14 protein-coding genes and 1 pseudogene are annotated in these 19,180 nt (G+C 37.6%); 11 read left to right on the forward strand and 4 right to left on the reverse strand.

Annotated elements, in window-relative coordinates; translation table 11 throughout:
- Position 1 precedes the first annotated feature (1 nt).
- The 4 genes from B5V81_RS00845 to edd all read left to right on the forward strand — a co-directional run bounded on the left by B5V81_RS00845 (position 2) and on the right by edd (position 5,527).
- Positions 2-1,285: an NAD(P)/FAD-dependent oxidoreductase gene (locus B5V81_RS00845; protein WP_212111263.1), complete on the forward strand. Its 1,284-nt coding sequence runs from the start codon at positions 2-4 to the stop codon at positions 1,283-1,285.
- A gap of 120 nt (positions 1,286-1,405) precedes the next feature.
- On the forward strand, positions 1,406-2,881 hold the full coding sequence (gene zwf / locus B5V81_RS00850) for a glucose-6-phosphate dehydrogenase (protein ID WP_212111265.1): 1,476 nt from the start codon (positions 1,406-1,408) through the stop codon (positions 2,879-2,881).
- 10 nt (positions 2,882-2,891) lie between these two features.
- Positions 2,892-3,644, forward strand: coding sequence for a 6-phosphogluconolactonase (gene pgl, locus B5V81_RS00855; RefSeq protein WP_212111268.1), 753 nt, complete (start codon positions 2,892-2,894; stop codon positions 3,642-3,644).
- A 59-nt stretch (positions 3,645-3,703) separates the two neighbouring features.
- Entirely contained in the window at positions 3,704-5,527 is a 1,824-nt protein-coding gene (gene edd, locus B5V81_RS00860) for a phosphogluconate dehydratase (RefSeq protein WP_212111270.1), read from the forward strand.
- Between the two features lie 66 nt (positions 5,528-5,593).
- On the opposite strand, the gene B5V81_RS00865 is transcribed toward edd, so the two are convergent.
- On the reverse strand, positions 5,594-6,493 hold the full coding sequence (locus tag B5V81_RS00865; protein ID WP_212111271.1) for a bifunctional methylenetetrahydrofolate dehydrogenase/methenyltetrahydrofolate cyclohydrolase: 900 nt from the start codon (positions 6,491-6,493) through the stop codon (positions 5,594-5,596).
- 316 nt (positions 6,494-6,809) lie between these two features.
- Here B5V81_RS00865 and B5V81_RS00870 point away from each other — a divergent pair.
- Positions 6,810-8,691 (forward strand): annotated as a pseudogene (locus B5V81_RS00870) (AsmA family protein).
- Positions 8,692-9,011: 320 nt separating this feature from the next.
- On the opposite strand, the gene B5V81_RS00875 reads toward B5V81_RS00870, so the two are convergent.
- The gene (locus B5V81_RS00875; protein WP_212111274.1) at positions 9,012-9,155 is read right to left on the reverse strand and encodes a hypothetical protein; all 144 of its coding nucleotides are present in this window, start codon (positions 9,153-9,155) and stop codon (positions 9,012-9,014) included.
- A gap of 233 nt (positions 9,156-9,388) precedes the next feature.
- On the opposite strand from B5V81_RS00875, the gene B5V81_RS00880 reads away from it, so the two are divergent.
- The 3 genes from B5V81_RS00880 to B5V81_RS00890 all read left to right on the forward strand — a co-directional run bounded on the left by B5V81_RS00880 (position 9,389) and on the right by B5V81_RS00890 (position 14,760).
- A complete protein-coding gene (locus B5V81_RS00880) occupies positions 9,389-10,132 on the forward strand; it encodes a 16S rRNA (uracil(1498)-N(3))-methyltransferase (RefSeq protein ID WP_212111276.1) in 744 nt (247 codons plus the stop codon).
- A 68-nt stretch (positions 10,133-10,200) separates the two neighbouring features.
- Positions 10,201-11,574, forward strand: a complete 1,374-nt coding sequence (locus B5V81_RS00885; protein WP_212111278.1) for a glutamate--cysteine ligase — start codon at positions 10,201-10,203, stop codon at positions 11,572-11,574.
- Positions 11,575-13,404: 1,830 nt separating this feature from the next.
- Positions 13,405-14,760: an L-cystine transporter gene (locus tag B5V81_RS00890; protein WP_212111280.1), complete on the forward strand. Its 1,356-nt coding sequence runs from the start codon at positions 13,405-13,407 to the stop codon at positions 14,758-14,760.
- Here B5V81_RS00890 and B5V81_RS00895 read toward each other — a convergent pair.
- Positions 14,749-15,645: a methyltransferase domain-containing protein gene (locus tag B5V81_RS00895; RefSeq protein ID WP_212111282.1), complete on the reverse strand. Its 897-nt coding sequence runs from the start codon at positions 15,643-15,645 to the stop codon at positions 14,749-14,751. The two genes, B5V81_RS00890 and B5V81_RS00895, sit on opposite strands and share 12 nt — an antisense overlap.
- Before the next feature lie 197 nt (positions 15,646-15,842).
- On the opposite strand from B5V81_RS00895, the gene B5V81_RS00900 reads away from it, so the two are divergent.
- Positions 15,843-16,628: a ComF family protein gene (locus B5V81_RS00900; RefSeq protein WP_212111284.1), complete on the forward strand. Its 786-nt coding sequence runs from the start codon at positions 15,843-15,845 to the stop codon at positions 16,626-16,628.
- A gap of 49 nt (positions 16,629-16,677) precedes the next feature.
- Positions 16,678-16,932: a glutaredoxin 3 gene (grxC, locus tag B5V81_RS00905; protein ID WP_212111286.1), complete on the forward strand. Its 255-nt coding sequence runs from the start codon at positions 16,678-16,680 to the stop codon at positions 16,930-16,932.
- Between the two features lie 20 nt (positions 16,933-16,952).
- Here the strand turns inward: grxC and ubiG are convergent, their stop codons facing one another.
- The gene (gene ubiG, locus B5V81_RS00910) at positions 16,953-17,696 is read right to left on the reverse strand and encodes a bifunctional 2-polyprenyl-6-hydroxyphenol methylase/3-demethylubiquinol 3-O-methyltransferase UbiG (protein WP_212111287.1); all 744 of its coding nucleotides are present in this window, start codon (positions 17,694-17,696) and stop codon (positions 16,953-16,955) included.
- A gap of 189 nt (positions 17,697-17,885) precedes the next feature.
- Here ubiG and B5V81_RS00915 point away from each other — a divergent pair, with 189 nt between their 5' ends.
- Positions 17,886-19,142: an aspartate kinase gene (locus B5V81_RS00915; protein WP_212111288.1), complete on the forward strand. Its 1,257-nt coding sequence runs from the start codon at positions 17,886-17,888 to the stop codon at positions 19,140-19,142.
- Positions 19,143-19,180 lie beyond the last annotated feature (38 nt).

Below are 19,180 nucleotides of genomic sequence, written 5' to 3' on the forward strand. Positions count from 1 at the left end.
GATGATTGGCTCTAATCCAATTTCTCCAGGAATTTCTTGGTATGAAGGTACTTTAAAAGAGCGCCCCTCTTATCCTTCTTGTTGTGAAGAGAGACAGTGTGATGTGGTCATTATTGGAGGTGGATTTACAGGACTTTCAGCTGCTTATCATTTAGCGAACGCTGGAGTGGATGTTGTTTTGCTTGAAGCATCACGTTTTGGTGATGGTGCTTCAGGACGTAATGGTGGACAACTGGGAACGGGGCAACGGCAATGGGTCGAAACATTAGAGAAAAAATATGGTTTTGAGCGCAGTCAAGTACTGTTTGATTTAGCAGAAGAAGCTAAAAGAGATATTTTATCGTTATGCGCGATGCCTGATTTTCAATGCGACTTTATGGCAGGACAGCTTTCTGTAACCCATAAAAGGCGTGAGCTTCTCTCTTATCAACGGCATATTGAAGCAATGCAGCGTTATGGCTATCACGCGCTTACTTTTATGGATAGGGCTGAAACATCTAAGCGACTTGGATCGTCTTTTTATTGTGGTGGTATTTATGATGCGGATACTGGCCATATAAATCCCTTAAAATTGATTGTTGGGTTGGCAAAAAGAGCCAAAGATGCTGGTGCTAAGCTTTATGAGAAAACACAAGTAACAACCGTAAAGAGCAAAGGGACTCGTTGGAAAGTGATCGCAGAAAAAGGAAGTATAACAGCAAAGCATGTTTTACTCGCAACGAATGGATATAAACTCGGGCTTCAGCGTTTTGTTCAAAAAAATATTGTTTCTATTCGCTCTTATATTGGAGCAACGGAACCATTACCGAGGAACAGTTCAATTCTCATGGGGGGTGAATCGGTTGATGATTCCCGTTTTATGGTTCGCTATTTTCGCAAAAGTATTGATAATCGTCTCTTATTTGGTGGTGTAGAAAGTTACAATAATAGGAATCCTGTAAATTTAGATGCACGTATAAAACGGCAAATTGCTGAAATTTATCCTCAATTATCCACTATCAATCTCAGCCATCGTTGGGGGGCGACGGTTGCCATTACGGTTGAACGTATGCCTTATGTTCGCCAACTTTTCTCAAGGATGACTTATTGTGGCGGTTATTCAGGACATGGCGTTATGCTTGCTCCTTTTATGGGAAAATTATACGCAGAATGGTTGACTGGGAATCATGAACGTTTTGCCCATTTTAAGGACTTAAAAATTTCGTCTTTTCCAGGGGGAAGTACTTTGCGTTATCCGCTTATATTTTTAGCAATGCGTTGGTTTTCTTTAATGGATCGTTTTTAACAGAAACATTGATTGAAATGGAGAAAATTAATGGCTTATTTAGTATCTGTCTGCTTTAATGATGGAAGTTTTTGTAAGTAGTATAGGATTGAATAATCGAATAGAAAAATAAATAAGTTCATGGTAAGTAAAATTATTCCAGTCTCTCCCTTTGATTGTATTGTTTTTGGTGGCAATGGTGATCTGGCTTTACGCAAACTTATGCCTGCTCTCTATCATTGTCAGTGCGTTGGGCAATTGAGTGAACCAACGCGTATTATTGGGGTTGCACGTTCCGCATGGAGTAATGAAGAGTATCAAAACTTTGTTTGTGCATCTTTAGAAAAACATGTTCATCCAAAAGATCTTAACCAAATTGAACTTCATCGTTTTCTTGCACGTTTAACTTACGTCTCTGTTGATATTACCTCACATCAAGGATGGCAAGATCTTGTGCAGGTATTGTCGCAAGATTCAGCGGATATTCGAGCTTTTTATTTAGCTGTTGGTTCGTCGCTTTTTGCTGCTATTGCGATGAAGTTGGGGAAAAGCAATTTGGTCACGCCACAAACACGAATTATCATTGAAAAACCTATTGGCCGAGATAGAGAAACAGCTGTTGAACTCAATGATATATTTGCAAAAGTATTTCATGAAGATCAAATCTTTCGCATTGATCATTATCTTGGGAAGGAAACCGTTCAAAATTTAATGGCATTGCGATTTGTGAATACACTTTATGAACCACTATGGAATTCCAACTATATTGATCATGTTCAGATAACCGTTGCTGAATCTTTAGGTTTGGAAGGGCGTACAGAATATTATGAGAGTACTGGTGCTCTACGCGATATGGTTCAAAACCATATGCTGCAGCTGCTTTGTTTGGTTGCGATGGAAATACCATTTATCAACAGTGCTAATGCTGTACGTGATGAAAAACTTAAAGTTTTACATTCTTTAACACCTCTTGATGTTCATAATGTAGAACAACATACCGTACGTGGGCAGTATGGGGCTGGTATATTAAATGGTATTTCTGTAGGTTCTTATCTTGATGATCTTGAAAAAGAGGAGAGTAGGAGCGAAACATTTGTAGCATTGAAGGTTAAAATTAATAATTGGCGTTGGGCAAATACGCCTTTTTATTTACGAACTGGTAAGCGCATGTTTACGCGAATGTCTGAAATTGTTGTCGTATTTAAACCTATTCCTCATAATATTTTTAATATAGATTCGGATGAGGTTTTTTCTAATCGACTTGTTATTCGTCTCCAGCCTGATGAAGGTGTCAAACAATGGTTGATGATTAAAGATCCAGGTCCTGGTGGTATGCGGTTTCGTCATATCCCCCTGGATATGAGTTTTGCATCTGCATTTTCTCAGCGTAATCCTGATGCTTATGAGCGCTTATTGATGGATGTTATTCGCGGAGATCAAACACTCTTTATGCGTCGTGACGAAGTTGAAGCAGCTTGGCGTTGGATTGATCCTATTCTTGAGGGGTGGCAAGCGATAAAGCAGCCTATTTATGAATATAGTGCGGGATCATGGGGGCCATCTGCTTCCACAGTTTTGATGGAACGTGATAGGCGTATATGGAATAACTTAGTTTAGAGCAATAAGTATGCATGGAATGAATATTGACCGTTTAAATTTTGAAACACCCACAAATCTTGCTTTAGCCTTGGCTGACCGTGTTGCAGCAGAGCTCAGTGTAGCTGTTCTGGAGCGCAAGCGCGCGATTTTAGCGGTGTCTGGTGGTAAAACACCAGAATTATTTTTTCATTATTTATCAAAAGCGGATATTGATTGGCAAAATATCATTATTACTTTGGTTGATGAACGTTTTGTCCCTATACACGATGAACGCTCAAATGAATATATGGTACAGCGTTATTTGTTACAAAATTTTGCAACCAAAGCACGTTTTGTGGGACTTTATCATAAGGCACGCACCGTTGAACTTGCTGCTTTTTCAGCAGCAAGCCGTGTTAATGCTTTGCCTAAACCCTTTGATGTTGTTGTTTTAGGAATGGGGATTGATGGACATACGGCTTCCTTTTTTCCTGATGCTGATCGTTTAAAGCAAGCACTTGACCTTCGAACACAAGCGCTTGTTTTACCGCTTCATTCCAAGAGCGCTATTGAGCCAAGGCTTTCACTCACTTTGCCAGTTATAATACAATCTCGTTGCATTATTCTCCATTTTGAAGGTTTTCAGAAACGTGACTGTTTTGAAGAAGCTTGTCAAGGTGGGGCTGAAATAGAAATGCCGGTTCGGGCGATTTTGCGTAATTCTCCTCATCTTATGCAGGTTTATTGGTCGCCTGCAGAAAATGAAATAAGTGAATTAAAATATGAGAGACAAGGTGAATAAAAATGCAATCTCTCTTTCATGAATGAGGGGGAGCATCAATGAAAGGGGGGAAAGTAAATATGGCACTTTCCAAGGTAATTGCTACAGTTACACGAAGGATTTATGAACGCTCTTTACCAACACGAGAAATTTATTTAGATCGTATTGCAAATGCACAGACTCATCGTCCCAAGCGGAGTTTTTTGGGATGTGCCAATCAGGCTCATGGTTTTGCTGCTTGTGGTGCAATAGACAAAGAGCGTCTGAAGGGAAATATCGTTGGGAATATTGGCATTATCACGGCATATAACGATATACTTTCAGCACATCAACCTTTTGAAAAGTTTCCTCACTTAATTAAAGAGGCAGCTCGTATGGTTGGTGGTGTTGCACAGGTAGCAGGGGGTGTTCCTGCGATGTGCGATGGTGTTACGCAAGGGAATGCGGGGATGGAGCTTTCCCTTTTTTCGCGTGAAGTGATTGCAATGGCGACAGTAATAAGCCTATCACACGATGTCTTTGATGCAGCATTGTATCTTGGGGTGTGTGATAAAATCGTACCAGGTTTATTGATTGGTGCACTAACATTTGGTCACTTACCGGGAATTTTTATACCCGCTGGTCCCATGACAACGGGGCAAGGGAATGATGAAAAAGCAAAAATACGTCAACTTTACGCGGAAAATAAAATAGATCGCCAAACACTCTTGGAATCAGAAGCTCGTTCTTATCATGAACCAGGAACATGTACATTCTATGGGACAGCTAACTCAAATCAGGTGATACTAGAAATGATGGGGCTTCATATACCAGGAGCTTCTTTTGTCAATGCGAATACACCGTTGCGTGATGCTTTAACAAAAGAAGCGACAAAGCGTGTACTTGAAATGACCGATCTTGGTGATCATTATAGACCACTTGGTATGATCATTGATGAGCGTTCTTTTGTGAATGCCATTGTAGGATTAAATGCAACAGGAGGTTCTACCAATCATACAATTCATTTGATAGCTATCGCTGCGGCTTGCGGTATTCAATTGACATGGCATGATATTGCAGAAATTTCATCCGTTGTGCCTCTTTTAGCGCGAATTTATCCGAATGGTTTGGCTGATATCAATCATTTTTATGCAGCAGGGGGGATAGGATTTATTATTCGCGAGCTTATTGAAGCTGGTTTAGTGCATGAAGATGTTTCTACAGTTGTTGGTAAAGATCTTAACGCTTATGCAATTGAAGCAAAGCTTTCTGCTGATGGCTGTGTGGTACGTGAAGCAGCTCTTAAAGAAAGTGGTGATCATAAGGTATTAGCAGGGTGGAAAAAACCATTTCAATCTGAGGGGGGGATTCGTGTTTTATCGGGAGATTTAGGAACTGCTATTATAAAAGTTTCATCTGTTAAATCAGAATATTGGCAAATTAAAGCACCAGTCCTTGTCTTTAATGATCAAGAGGAGCTCCACAAATCTTTTCAATCTGGAGCGTTACATGATAAAGATTTTATTGCTGTTATTCGCTACCAAGGACCAAAAGCCAATGGCATGCCAGAGCTTCATAAATTAACCACTATTTTAGGGATTTTACAAGATCGCGGTCAGAGAATAGCATTGATAACCGACGGCCGTATGTCGGGAGCATCAGGAAAAGTTCCTGCTGCCATTCATGTGACACCAGAAGCTTTGGATAATGGTCCCATTGCACGTTTGCAAGATGGTGACATCGTTTTCCTTGATATTTATGGGGGTAAATTAACGCTTTTAGAGGATTTAGCAAAATTTAACGCACGAACAATCACACCTCCTGATCTTACAAAAAACGAACAGGGTGTTGGACGTGAACTTTTTCGTGTTTTTCGTCAATCGGTTAATCGTGCAGATCAGGGGGCATCTGTTTTTATGACGTGAGGAATGCAAAAAGAAACAAGATGAACCATGTGCAATGCAACCATGTACAATTAATTGTTACAATTCTTAGAATTTTGGTACAGGAAGATTGTGTAATCGGGTGGCGGCTTTAAGTGTATTAACCATAAGCATGGCAATAGTCATGGGACCAACACCTCCTGGAACAGGGGTGATTGCAGCAGCTTTTTCTTTTACGTTTTCAAAATCGACATCCCCTACAAGAAGCGTTTTTCCTACACCTTTTTCTGGAGCTGGAATGCGATTGATGCCTACATCAATAACAATAGCATCTTTTTTAATCCAATCTTTTTTAATCATTTGTGGGCGGCCTACAGCTGCCACGAGAATATCGGCGCTCCGACATACATCATCAAGGTCACGGGTACGACTATGGGCAATTGTCACAGTAGCATTGGCGCCTGTTAAAAGGGCAGCCATAGGTTTTCCAACAATATTAGAGCGTCCAACAACCACAGCATCAAGTCCAGATAAATCTTTCCCACAGTGTTGTTCAATCATCATCATAGCTCCCGCTGGTGTGCAGGGAATAATAGCATCTTCAAGTGCATTTGCTGCGAGTTTTCCTACATTGACATAATGGAAACCATCAACGTCTTTTTGGAAAGCAACGGCTTGTGTTATGCGATTTGTATTGATATGGGCAGGAAGGGGCAGCTGTACCAAAATACCATGAATTTTAGGATCAGAATTTAATGCTGCAATAAGTTGAAGGAGCTCTTTTTCTTGTGTTTCTTTGGAAACAACATGTTTGATTGAAAGAAATCCACATTCTTCAGCTTTTTTATTTTTTGAAGTGACATAGACTTGGCTTGCCGGATCATCTCCAACGATAATAACAGCGATACCAGGTCGTATATTATAGTTATTGCGAAGTTTTATGGTTTCAGCCTTAACTTTCACAATAATCTCTTCAGCAAGTTTTTTTCCGTCGATAATATTATTCATGAGAGAGACCCTTTCGGTAAGGCTGTTTGTTTTTTTGTAAAGCATTTTCTAATAATACGATAGAGTTTTATAGCAATATTCATATGAGAACAGTAAGAATGGCTTGATAATGTTGTGGATTTATCATTTTAGAATACTTTTAAATAATTGCTTTATAAAAAAGCAGCAATATTGCTGTTTGAATAAACTTTGGATAAAGAACAAAAATAATGAAAATACAAAATGGGTAAGGTCAATTATAGGGTTATAAAAAGCCTCTTAACGATTATTTAAGTTTATTTTAATCTTGTATAGGGGGTGCGTGTAGAGGGATATTGTGCGCATCAGAATAATAAAATTTTTGAGCGGAATTTTTATTACAATTATCTTTTTATTTGGAGTGGGGATTTTCGTTTTACCTTATCTTGTTTCTACGGATATGATTCGTGTTCGTTTAGTGCAAGAGTTGAGTGCATGGACAGGTTATAATGTGCAATTGCGTGATCCACCGCGGTTAAATCTTTTTCCTTATCCTAAAGCGTTACTTTCCGGTGTTATTTTATCATCAAAAATAGATGATGTTGCGCCATTAATGGAAGCTGAATCAATAGAAGTCGATCTTTCTGTTGTTGATCTTTTTGGAGGACGTGTTTCTTTTTCAGAGACACGGATTGTGCATCCTCAATTTGTTATGGAAAAGCCTGTTAAAACAATGGCGGCTTTTTTTGATCGCTTTTCTTTCTCATAAGGTGCTTTAGGATTGGCCATACGCAAGACGCGTGAAATATTAAAGCATAACCCCGAACATCCAGAGATAGAACACCTTTTAAAACAACCTTTTGGACGGGTTGTCATTGAAAATGGTACCCTTGTATATCATGATAGCCTCTCAGGATCAGTAGAAAAAATAACAGGATTAAATGCGACTTTAGATTGGCCAGAATCGAATCAGGAAGTACGATTTCGTGCAGATGCTTGTTGGCGCGGAGAATTTACAAAATTATCAATTGATGCTTCTCAAGCATTATTACTTTTGGCAGGAGAAAAAAGCCAAATTAAAGCAAGTCTTAATTCTGTACGTGGGGGAATAACTTTTACAGGATAGGCTCGGTTATCTGAATATTATATTTTTGATGGGAAAATATCGATGCGCTCTCCAGTATGGAATCAGACTTTGTCTTGGATTGGAGGGAAACAGTTTTGGAGACATAGATTAAAAATTCCCATTGTATGGGAATCTCATTTTTTAGCGCGACCAATGTATATCCAAATGCACAATGTTGCATTTACGATGGGGAAAGCCAATGCACGTGGAGCTTTGAAATTTGATTTTCAAGATTATGTACCAAATGTCATGGGCTCTTTAGCATTTGATAACCTAGACATTAACCTTTTGGACTCAATGTTTTTTTCGGTTAAAGAGAAAAATTCATATCTTTGATATGGCGCTTTGGGATTGTATTGGGGTGGATATACGACTTTCTGCACCACAAGCCAAAGTAGGAAATATTTCACTCACAAATTTAGCTGCTGCAATACAGATAAGAAATGGGCATGGTATTTTTGATCTTGGACATGCCAATATTTGGGGGAGATCCGTTCAAAGTAATATTGAAATTATGCCATCTGGACAAGAAATACGTATTGGAGGAACGATGTCAGGGGCTTCTATTGATACGCAGGAGGCTTTAGAAACCTTAGGGTTTATTCCATTTGTACAGAGCAAAACAAATTTTACCGCAACGATACAAACACGTGCAGGTTTTTGGATGGAAGTTTTTACAAAGATGCAGGGTGAATTAACATTGAAGATGTCTTCTGGTTGGCTCTTAGGGTATGATTTGAATGAATTACAAACAAAACTTTCAAACAAACAACAATTTCTTTTAACAATTAATGATTCTCTCTCCACAAATTTTGAACACTGGAATATTCAGGCAAGCTTTTCAGAAAGGGTGATGAAGGTGACAGAGTCATTAATGCGTACAGCAGACTTGAGTTTATCCATACAGGGGGCTGTTCCAATGGCTATTGCTCAAGGGCAGCAGAATGAATTGATATTACAGGCACAATTGCGCAAAAATTATAGGTCAGAAACTTTATGTAAAGATGTTCAATGCCTTGCTAACAGCCTTGCATGGCCTTTTACATTTTCTCTGAGCTTTAAAGGACAAGATCATGGTAATTTTCTGATTACAAAAGACATTGATACAGATTGAGCATTGTTTTTCATCTGTATAACACTCTATTCTGTTATGATAATTCGTCTATTTGTAATTTAAAGTTGTTTTTTAATTTAAAGAAGAGATTTCAATATAGTAAAATTCTTTCATTTTAAATCTGTTCGTGATGAAACCAAAACCCTTCCCCTCTTTCATAAGTGCAGTTGGTATGTAGACAAATGATTGAAGAGGGGAATAAAAACGCCTCTCTATGGAATCTCTTTAAATACAAGAGATTCATAATATGAGTGCAAATCTTAGAAAATTGCTAAAAACATTTTGTTGCATTAAAACTTTAAGGGCATATCTGTTAGTGTTTATTGAATCTGAGAAGAAATACCATAGCCATCTTCGATAACTGCATGCTTTCCATCTGCTCCAACAGAACCAATTCCCACCGTAATCACAATAAAGGCTAAGAGGGTTGTAATCGTAATAATGGTAGCTTTTTTAGCAGACATATCTTTCCTCCACTGATGCATTAATAACCGAATGCAAAGATGAATGGTGTATTATTTAAACTTTTATGAAAGCAGAATCACTTAATGATCTATAGGTTCCCATCATTATCTCATAAAGCTAAAAAACTCTATAATTCTTTGAATATATTATAGCGCTATAGATATAATTTTTTCTTTTTGTTATATATTTTTCTCTATTTCTCGATGATGATAGTGAGCATTGGCAAGATTTTATGCGCATAAATTATAAACTTAAAAGATTATTTATTCGACAGACATTGGCTTTGAATGAAGAAATAAAGATAGAGGGGGCACAAGCTTCTTATCTTGTGCATGTTTTGCGGATGAAAGAAGGAGCGGAAATACTACTTTTTAATGGACAGGATGGTGAGTGGCTTGCTAAACTCCTTATTGTTAAGAAAAAATTTGTCGTGGTTCAGCTTATCCATCAAGAAAGATTACAAACGACACATTCCAATCTTATTTATTGCTTTGCTCCACTCAAAAATGCGCGGTTGGATTATATGGTGCAGAAAGCTGTTGAAATGGGGGTATCGGTTCTGCAGCCTGTTATAACGCACCATACTCAGGTCACACGTATCAATATGGCGCGTATGGAAGCGAATGTTATCGAAGCTTCTGAACAATGTGGCATTTTATCTCTCCCTGAATGTGTATCGGCTCTATCATTAGCAGAGCTTTTAGAACGTTGGGATGAGACACAGCCTTTATTCTTTTGTGATGAAGAGCATAAACCTCATAATCCATTACTTTCTTTTAAGAAGTGTGATGTTACAACGCCTGGTGTTCTCATTGGACCAGAAGGTGGGTTTAGTGAAGAAGAGCGGAGCTTTTTAAAAAAGCATCCTTTTGTGGTACCAATATCATTAGGTCCACGCATTTTACGCGCTGACACTGCGGCTGTTGCAGCTTTGGCTCTTCTTAATGCTACCGTGGGGGATTGGTCAATGGATTGAGATGTCTGTAAAATCATTCTAAATAATTCATTTAAGATGATAACACCAATGATAGGATACGATAAGTTATGGCGCTTGATATAATGGATGAAAGTGAAGTTTATAACTTAGATTCCTTGGTTAGTTATTTCCAAGGGGGGTATAAAGCAGAAGATGATTGGCGTATTGGTACAGAACATGAAAAATTTCCGTTTTACAGAGAGGGTTTTCGGCCTGTTCCTTATGACGGTAAGAGGGGAATCCGAGCGCTATTAGAGGGGATGCAAAGTGCTTTAGGATGGAAACCTATTTTAGATGAAGGAAATATTATTGGGCTCGTAGGTTCAGTTGAACAGGGAGCTATTTCTTTGGAACCTGGAGGACAGTTTGAATTATCTGGAGCACCATTAAAAACAGTAGGTGATACGTATCACGAGTTGATGGAACATTTAGCTCTTCTCAAGAAAATTGCAGAACCATTGGGTATTGGTTTTTTGGGGATAGGAGCTAGTCCAAAGTGGACGTTAGCTGAAACGCCGAAAATGCCAAAATCACGTTATAAGATTATGACTGATTATATGCCAAAAGTTGGGCATAATGGTCTTAATATGATGTATCGCACATCAACAGTTCAGGTTAATCTTGATTTTTCATCTGAAAGCGATATGCGGCGAAAAATGCAAGTATCCATGAAGTTACAGTCCATTGCAACCGCATTATTTGCCAGTTCACCTTTTACAGAAGGACGCCCAAATGGCTTTTTGTCATGGCGTTCTGAAATTTGGCGTGATACAGATAATCAGAGGACAGGCGTTCTTCCCTTTATATTTTCTGAGCGTTTTGGTTTTGCTGATTACGTTGAATGGGCCCTTGATGTTCCCATGTATTTTGTTGTACGTGATGGTCGTTATTATGATTGCACACATATAACGTTTCGTCAGTTTATGCATGGAGCATTAAGAGGACAAGTTGCAAATTCAATTCCAAACATGGGAGATTGGATGAACCACTTATCAACGTTATTTCCTGAAGTCCGCTTAAAAAGATTTTTAGAAATGAGAGGAGCTGATTGCGGTTCTTGGAAGCGCATCTGCGCATTGTCGGCTTTTTGGGTTGGGCTTCTTTATGATAGAGAAGCGCTTAACGAGGCAGAGGCCTTGACCAAAGATTGGTGTTTTGAAGAGGTTTTAGATATGCGCCAACGCGTTCCCAAAGAAGGGTTAAAAACCCCTTTTCGTCAAACCATTCTTTTAGAATTGGCACGTCAAGCTATCGCTATTGCTCGCAAGGGCTTAAAAAATCGCAAACAGTATGATGCAAATAGTTTTGATGAAACAAATTTTCTTAACCCTTTAGAAGAGGTTGTGGCAACGGGTCAAACAGATGCTGAAAAACTTTTATCCCATTATTCTTCTATTTGGGATGAGTCTGTCGAACCTGTATTTTTAGAATATGCCTATTAAATTTGAAGAAAAGACATTTTGTACTTTTTTAAAAATTGCATATCTTCGTAGTGGTTTATTCATTCATTTGTTTTAGAGAAACTATCCACTCTTACTTTCAAATTTTCTCATAAAGGGATACAATACAAAGACCTCTTGCTCACTGCAGATTACGACGATCACGATATTTCCATAACCTCCATGTTATAATTCTATGCTAATATATCTTTGTGCTAAAGGTGATTTGATCTATTGAGCTTTTTATAAAACATTTTTTACCCACTTGGCTCATTCCTTTTATGAAGAGGGCAGAAAATAATTTTTTGCTTAAAAATAGGGGATAAAAAACATTATTTTTGCTCAGTAGCTTCAATGTTGCTTATAGGAATATGAAGCGTTTTATTCTGTAGAATAAAATACAAAATTTTATTTTGTTGTGCTGGTAAGCCACAAACACTTCTTTTATTATTTAAAAACATAGAGTATGCTTCTTAACAGTTTGTTGCTTCCATTTTTTAATAGCAAGACTGCGTAGGGATTCTATACTTTTATCATTATATGATAAATTATACAGTCATCGTGCAGGCAATAGCGGCATTTTTTAAATGGGTAGGGAAATTAGAGGGGATTATTTTCTTTAAGACAGGATGTTTGTTTTTTTCGGTTAATGCGCGTTGGAGAATCTAGAAACGTATTCAAACATCTAATTCCTAAAGTCTGCTTCAAGTTTTGAGAGGAAAATATTTTTTTTCAATAAATTAAGGAGTAGCCTATTTGAATACTTAGCAAATCTCCATATTAGGATTCTTTACCTAAAAAGAGCAAATCACCTACAAAAAAGTATCTTGGGGTAATACTTTTAAATATCTAATTATGAAGATTCAATTTTTCGTTTTCTATCTTACTCTAAAACATTTTTATATATTCTTTTGCTATTTCCTCTTTGTCGCGATATTCTGAGTCTCTAAAGTTTTTATTGAGGTATGACTGATAAAGTTCATCGTACAGATTCAGATCGTTCACTTTTGTATATCCAAATGATACTAATACAGCAAACACAAGTATCAATAGAGAAGATAACACAATAAATGCTATGGTACGTTTCATGAGTGATTTAACTCCTTATCTTTGATAAATAGACCGATATTGAATACAGCTATTATGACGGTTGATATCACTTAATTTGGTTATATCGACAGGATATATGGTATTTTTGTTGGTATTGTGTTTTATAGTGTATAGAGTGATTTTATATATTATTAGTTGTATTTCTTTTGAATAGGCATTGTGGTTTTAAAGCTTTCACATTTGTGATTTTTTGTTATTAAGAGGGCATATTTTATGCCTATAAAGAGAATTTAAAAAAATAAAAAAGCCTCTTCAAAAAGCTTTCATTGAGAGTACGGTCCATAAAATTGGCAAGAGGAGATTGATGGTTTATTTTCCAGAAAATTGATGAATGTTTGTTTGTTAATCAATCATTTTTCAAAAAAGCTTTTTTCAATTCAAAAGGCAAAAGAGAAAAAGAAAGCAATAAGGGCATTAATAAAATAAGATAAGTTAGAATTATTAAGTATTACAATACAATGAATGGTATTGATATTTCTCTCATTAAATTATTTTATAAGATCATAAATTATTAAATAATAGGGAAATAAATTTATTTATTTTCCTTAAACAGTTATTTGTAGATAAAAAATTCTCTTTTACTCTATAAATTAAAAAAATAATGACTTTTTAAAAGCCTTGTAAGCTTTATACCTTAATTTTAAATATTACGTATTGATTTTGAATTATGCATATTATTCATTATCAATCATGACAATAGTGGGTATAGACTGGGCACAGACAATGACATTTAATTTTTTCATCAATTTATTTCTATTTGTTATTTTTTTATTATGGATTGCTCACAGTAAGAGAATGCAATGGAGTCTTTCATTCCGTGTTATGCTAGGGCTTATCCTTGGCTTGATTTTTGGCAGTGTTTTGCAGGTTTTTTATGGAGAGGGTGAAGCCACTTTATTGAAATCCGTTGAATGGTTTAACATTGTTGGTGAAGGTTATATCTCATTGTTACAAATGATTGTTATGCCACTGGTTTTTGTCTCCATCGTTTCAGCTGTTGCTCATTTACATTCTGTTTATGCTGTTGGAAAGGTGAGCGTCATAACAATTTCAATATTGCTTATTACGACGGCTCTTTCAGCGTTGGTTGGTGTTTTGGTTGTTAATGCCTTTGGATTAACAGCAAGTAGTTTGGTACATGAAGGGCAAGCTGTTTCTGCTGTTCTTGGGGATCGTATTTCTCAACTTGGAGATATGAATATACCCAAAATGATTTTGTCCTTTATTCCTAAAAATCCCTTTGCTGAGTTAAGTGGAGCCAAGCGTACGTCAATTATCAGTGTTGTTATTTTTGCATCGTTTTTAGGGGCATCGGTTCTTCTTTTAAAGAAAGATGAGCCAGAAAAAGGAGAAAAAGCGCTTTTATTTATTCAAGTGGCACAAGCTTGGATTATGCGGTTAGTTCGTATTGTGATTGCTTTGACACCTTATGGTATTTTTGCTCTTATGACGAAAGTAGGAGCAACTTCGCATATTGCAGATATTTTAAATTTACTTGTTTTTATCATTGCCTCTTATGTCGGCATTATGTTAGTTTTTGGAATTCATGGTGTATTACTTGGCATTTCTGGGGTTAATCCTTTTCGTTTTTTCAAAAAAGTTTTACCAGTTTTAACATTTGCTTTTAGCAGTCGTTCAAGTGCTGCAAGTATTCCTTTGAATATTGAAGCGCAAACACAGTGGATAGGTGTACCGCAATCCATTGCGAGTTTTGCCGCTTCTTTTGGGGCTACAATTGGACAAAATGGCTGTGCTGGTCTTTATCCAGCGATGCTTGCAACCATGATTGCACCATCGATAGGGGTTAATCCTCTTGATCCTACTTGGATTGCTACGCTTGTTGGAATTGTAACGTTGAGTTCTATTGGTGTTGCGGGTGTGGGGGGAGGGGCTATTTTTGCTGCATTGATTGTGTTACCAATTATGGGGCTTCCTATTACTTTGGTTGCTGTACTTATCTCTATTGAGCCGCTGATTGATATGGGGCGTACCGCTTTAAACGTGAGTGATTCAATGGTAGCTGGAACGATCACCAGTCAAATATTACAGACAACGGATAAAAGTATTTTAAAAAAATGATTTCGGGTTATGTTTTTTTGGGGAAAAAACATCTGTCAGAGACATTTGTGCAGAACCAGGTTGTAGAGGTTTTTGTTGATTGGGGTGAGGCGCCCAACCAGAGAGCCAGATGAAAGAAAAATGTGCACGAATACGTCCATCAGGATCGCTAAATTTTTGTGCATAGATTTCAGCAGCACGAAGAAAAAATCGTTTGGAGACAGGGCGTCGTGAGCGATTGATAAGGGCATTTTGCATTCCCATTGCTTTAAGATCATGCATAAGGTCAAACATTGTATTATAGCGTATTGTAATCTCTTCAACATCTGTTACAGGTAGAGCAAAGCCAATACGCTGTAAAAGAGCACCTGCATCACGAATATCGGCAAAAGGGTAAATTCTAGGACTTGCCCCACCATAAATTTCAATTTCAGCTTGTAGGAGACATTCACGTAATTCTTTGAGTGTACCAGCTCCTGCCATAACAGCTAGAAATAAACCATCTGGTTTAAGGGTGTTTTTTATCTGGCTTAGAACACCAGGGGTATCATTCGTCAATTGTAATGAAAGAAGTGAAACAACAAGATCACAGTAATTTTGAGGCAAATCAAGAAATTCTCGGTGACGTAAATGAAATTTTTTATCATGGCTTTGATAAAGTATATCGGTTTCAATACGTTCTATAGAACAAACCTTTCCAGATTTCATGAGAGTTTTCGTGGCAAGATCAGTATGGCTGTGTAAATCGAGAGCTAATGTAAAGAGTCGATCAACAGTGCTAAGACGTGTATAGAGATCTTCTGCCATGAGAGAGAGTAAAAAGTCATCCCCTTTTTTAGCTTTTTGGAAAGCACGTTTGCGGAATTGTTCAATGCGGTTATGATCAAAAATTAAAGGATGAGACATATTGTAGAACACTTTCGATCTATGAAAGAATATATCTTGAAAAGGTTCATGTTTATGCAAGCTCTGTCAAGTTTATAATGTGAAAGAAAAACAAGTTTATAGGAGGTTAAGAGTTTTTAAAGAAATTAAATTTATAAATTGAGAGAATACAAAGGAACTTTTGTTCTACGGGGAATTTGTAACAGCCTAAATTTATAATGTTTTATTTTCGAGAAGCGGCTTTAAATAGCTGGGATATACTCAGTCAATTCGTTGAGTGCTTTAAAACGATGCTTTATCCACCAATGTGTCCTGGATGTAAGCGAAATGTTTCTACTTATGGCACGATTTGCTCTGAATGTTGGAAAGACCTTCAATTTATCACGAAACCTTATTGTCCTGTTATGGGGACGCCTTTTGTTTGTGATATGGGGGATGGTTTTCTCAGTGGTGAAGCACTGCATAATTCTTACCCTTTTTCACGTGTTCGTTCCGCCATTGTTCATAAAGGGCTTGCACGCACTTTGGTAACGCGCTTAAAATACGGAGATCATATAGAATTGGCATCTTTTATGGCCAATTGGATGATTTTTGCTGGGCGTGAGGTTATTGATGAGTGTGATGTTATTATTCCCATTCCATTGCATTTTCGTCGTTTTTGGGAGAGACGTTATAATCAATCTGCTGAGCTTGCACGTTATATTGCAGCATCACAAAAAAAGCTTTTAAAACCAGGTTGGCTTGTTCGTTGTCGGCATACGCGTCCCCAGGTTAGTCTTTCTTCGAGAGAGAGAAAAATTAACGTAAAAAATGCTTTTAAGGTTTCACATAAGGTTAAAAAATATCTCAAAGGATGTTCTGTTTTACTGATTGATGATGTATTTACAACGGGTGCAACAGTTACGGCAGCAGCATCTGCATTAAAATATGCAGGTGCACGACAGATTGATGTGCTAACATTTTCGCGTGTCCTTAAAGAAGATTCTATTTTTCCTTCTTCTTAAGGGGAATTTAAAGTGATATTATTAAAAAAATACTTGGAGGATAATACTTATGAAAGAGATAATCATTTATACACGCCCCGGTTGTCCTTATTGTACAAAAGCACGTGATTTGCTGGACAAAAAGGGTGTAAAATATACAGATATTGATGCTTCCACATCCCTTCGTCAAGAAATGGTACAACGTGCGAATGGACGGAGTACATTTCCACAAATTTTTATAGGTGATTATCATGTTGGTGGTTGTGATGATCTTTATGCTTTAGAAGATGAGGGAAAACTCAATTCTTTATTGCAAAATCTATAATTGCTGTAAATGATATCTCTTTAAGACCGTTTTGCGAGAAGGAGATAGTTAACATCCATGTCTTTTGAGCGATTCCAGCTGTCGTTTAATGGATTATAAGTAATACCGATCTCATCAATGACAGTCAGAGCGTTTTTTGATAAGAAATTTTTAAGTTCGTGAGGTTTTAAGAATTTTTTATAATCATGGGTTCCTTTTGGTAGCCAACGGAGGATATATTCAGCACCTATAATAGCAAGCCCCCATGCTTTCCACGTGCGGTTGAGTGTTGCAACAAACATCAACCCTCGTGGTTTCAGCATTTTTGCTGTCGCTTTTATGAAGAGATTAACGTCAGCGACATGTTCAACAACTTCCATATTAAGAATGATATCAAATTTTTCCCCTTCATTAGCGAGTGCTTCTGCCGTGGTTGTGCGATAATCAATTGAAAGGTTACTTTGGGCAGCATGGATTTTTGCGACTTCAATATTCGTTTGTGCTGCATCAACGCCTACAACTATAGCGCCAAGACGTGCCATTGGTTCACATAACAAGCCCCCCCCACAGCCAATATCAAGAATTTTCAAATTATCAAAAGGCCTCAGTGAAACAGGGTCACGATTAAATTCTAAACAGATTTTTTCTCTAATGTAAGCAAGACGTGTTGGATTAAATTGGTGAAGAGGTCGAAATTTCCCTTGTGGATTCCACCATTCTGTAGCGATACGTGAAAAATGATCAATTTCATTTTGATCAACAGTTGTTCGTGTTTTATCTATCATGGTGCTTTCCTTTTATTTAAAATGATCAAGGCCAGGAGATTTTATACAAAGTCAAGAAAAATTAATATAATCATAATGAAACTTGCACAAATGATAGATATTCGCTATGTCGAGAAAACAGTTAGTGGATAGAGCATCTTATTCTCATTATCGCTTGAGATAAGAGATGTAAAGGTAAGAGTGTTATTAATGGCGCGCATTGTCATGAAATTTGGTGGAACGTCTGTAGCAAACATTGAATGTATTCATAATGTTGCACGGCATGTCAAAAGAGAGGTTGATGCAGGCAATGAGGTTGCTGTTGTTGTCTCTGCGATGGCGGGTAAAACCAATGAGCTTGTCCAGTGGACGTGTGATGCTTCGCCTATCCATAGAGATGCTCGTGAATATGATGTTGTCGTTGCTTCTGGTGAACAGGTCACTTCAGGTTTGCTGGCTTTGACACTTCAAACAATGGGGATCAATGCACGTTCATGGCTTGGTTGGCAGATCCCTATTCACACAGACAATGCGCATGGACGTGCGCGCATTACGGATATTGATGGGTCTTTTTTAATAAAGTGTTTTCAGGAAGGTCAGGTTGCTGTTATTGCTGGTTTTCAGGGATTAGCTCCGGATAATCGGGTTTCTACCTTAGGACGTGGGGGATCAGATACCAGTGCTGTCGCTATAGCAGCAGCTGTACAAGCTGATCGCTGTGATATTTATACGGATGTGGATGGTGTTTATACAACGGATCCACGTATAGAACCAAAAGCGCGCCGTTTACCAAAAGTAGCTTTTGAAGAAATGCTAGAGATGGCTTCTCTTGGGGCAAAAGTTTTACAGGTTCGTTCTGTTGAATTGGCAATGGTTCATAAGGTTCGTACCTTTGTACGTTCAAGTTTTGAGGATCCTGATGCATTAGACATGGGCGATCCAATGAACTCTTCTGGAACACTTATTTGCGATGAGGATGAAATTGTGGAACAACAAAATGTAACTGGTATTGCTTTTGCTAAGGATGAAGCACAAATTTCGCTGCGTCGACTTGCTGATCGTCCAGGGATTTCGGCAGCAATTTTTGGTCCTTTAGCTGAAGAGTGCATTAATGTTGATATGATTGTGCAAAATATTTCTGAAGATGGCTCAAAAACGGATATGACTTTTACTGTACCATCAGCAGATGTAGAAAAAGCCGTTGCACTTCTTGAGAAAAATCGCAAAGAAATTGGATTTGATGTTCTCCAATTTGAAAGCGATCTTGCAAAAATATCTGTGATTGGTATTGGAATGCGCAGCCATGCAGGTGTTGCGGCTACAGCTTTTAAAGCTTTGGCTGAAAAAGGTATTAATATTCAAGCAATCACGACTTCCGAGATTAAGATTTCTGTTTTGATTGATAGTGCTTACACTGAACTTGCAGTTAGAACATTACATGCTGTTTATGGACTGGATAAGGGTTAAGTATTTTTAAACTCTCAATTTCAAGAACGTAAAGTTTT

The organism is Bartonella queenslandensis (genome assembly GCF_018155095.1).
In the GTDB taxonomy this organism is placed as follows: Bacteria; Pseudomonadota; Alphaproteobacteria; order Rhizobiales; family Rhizobiaceae; genus Bartonella; species Bartonella queenslandensis_B.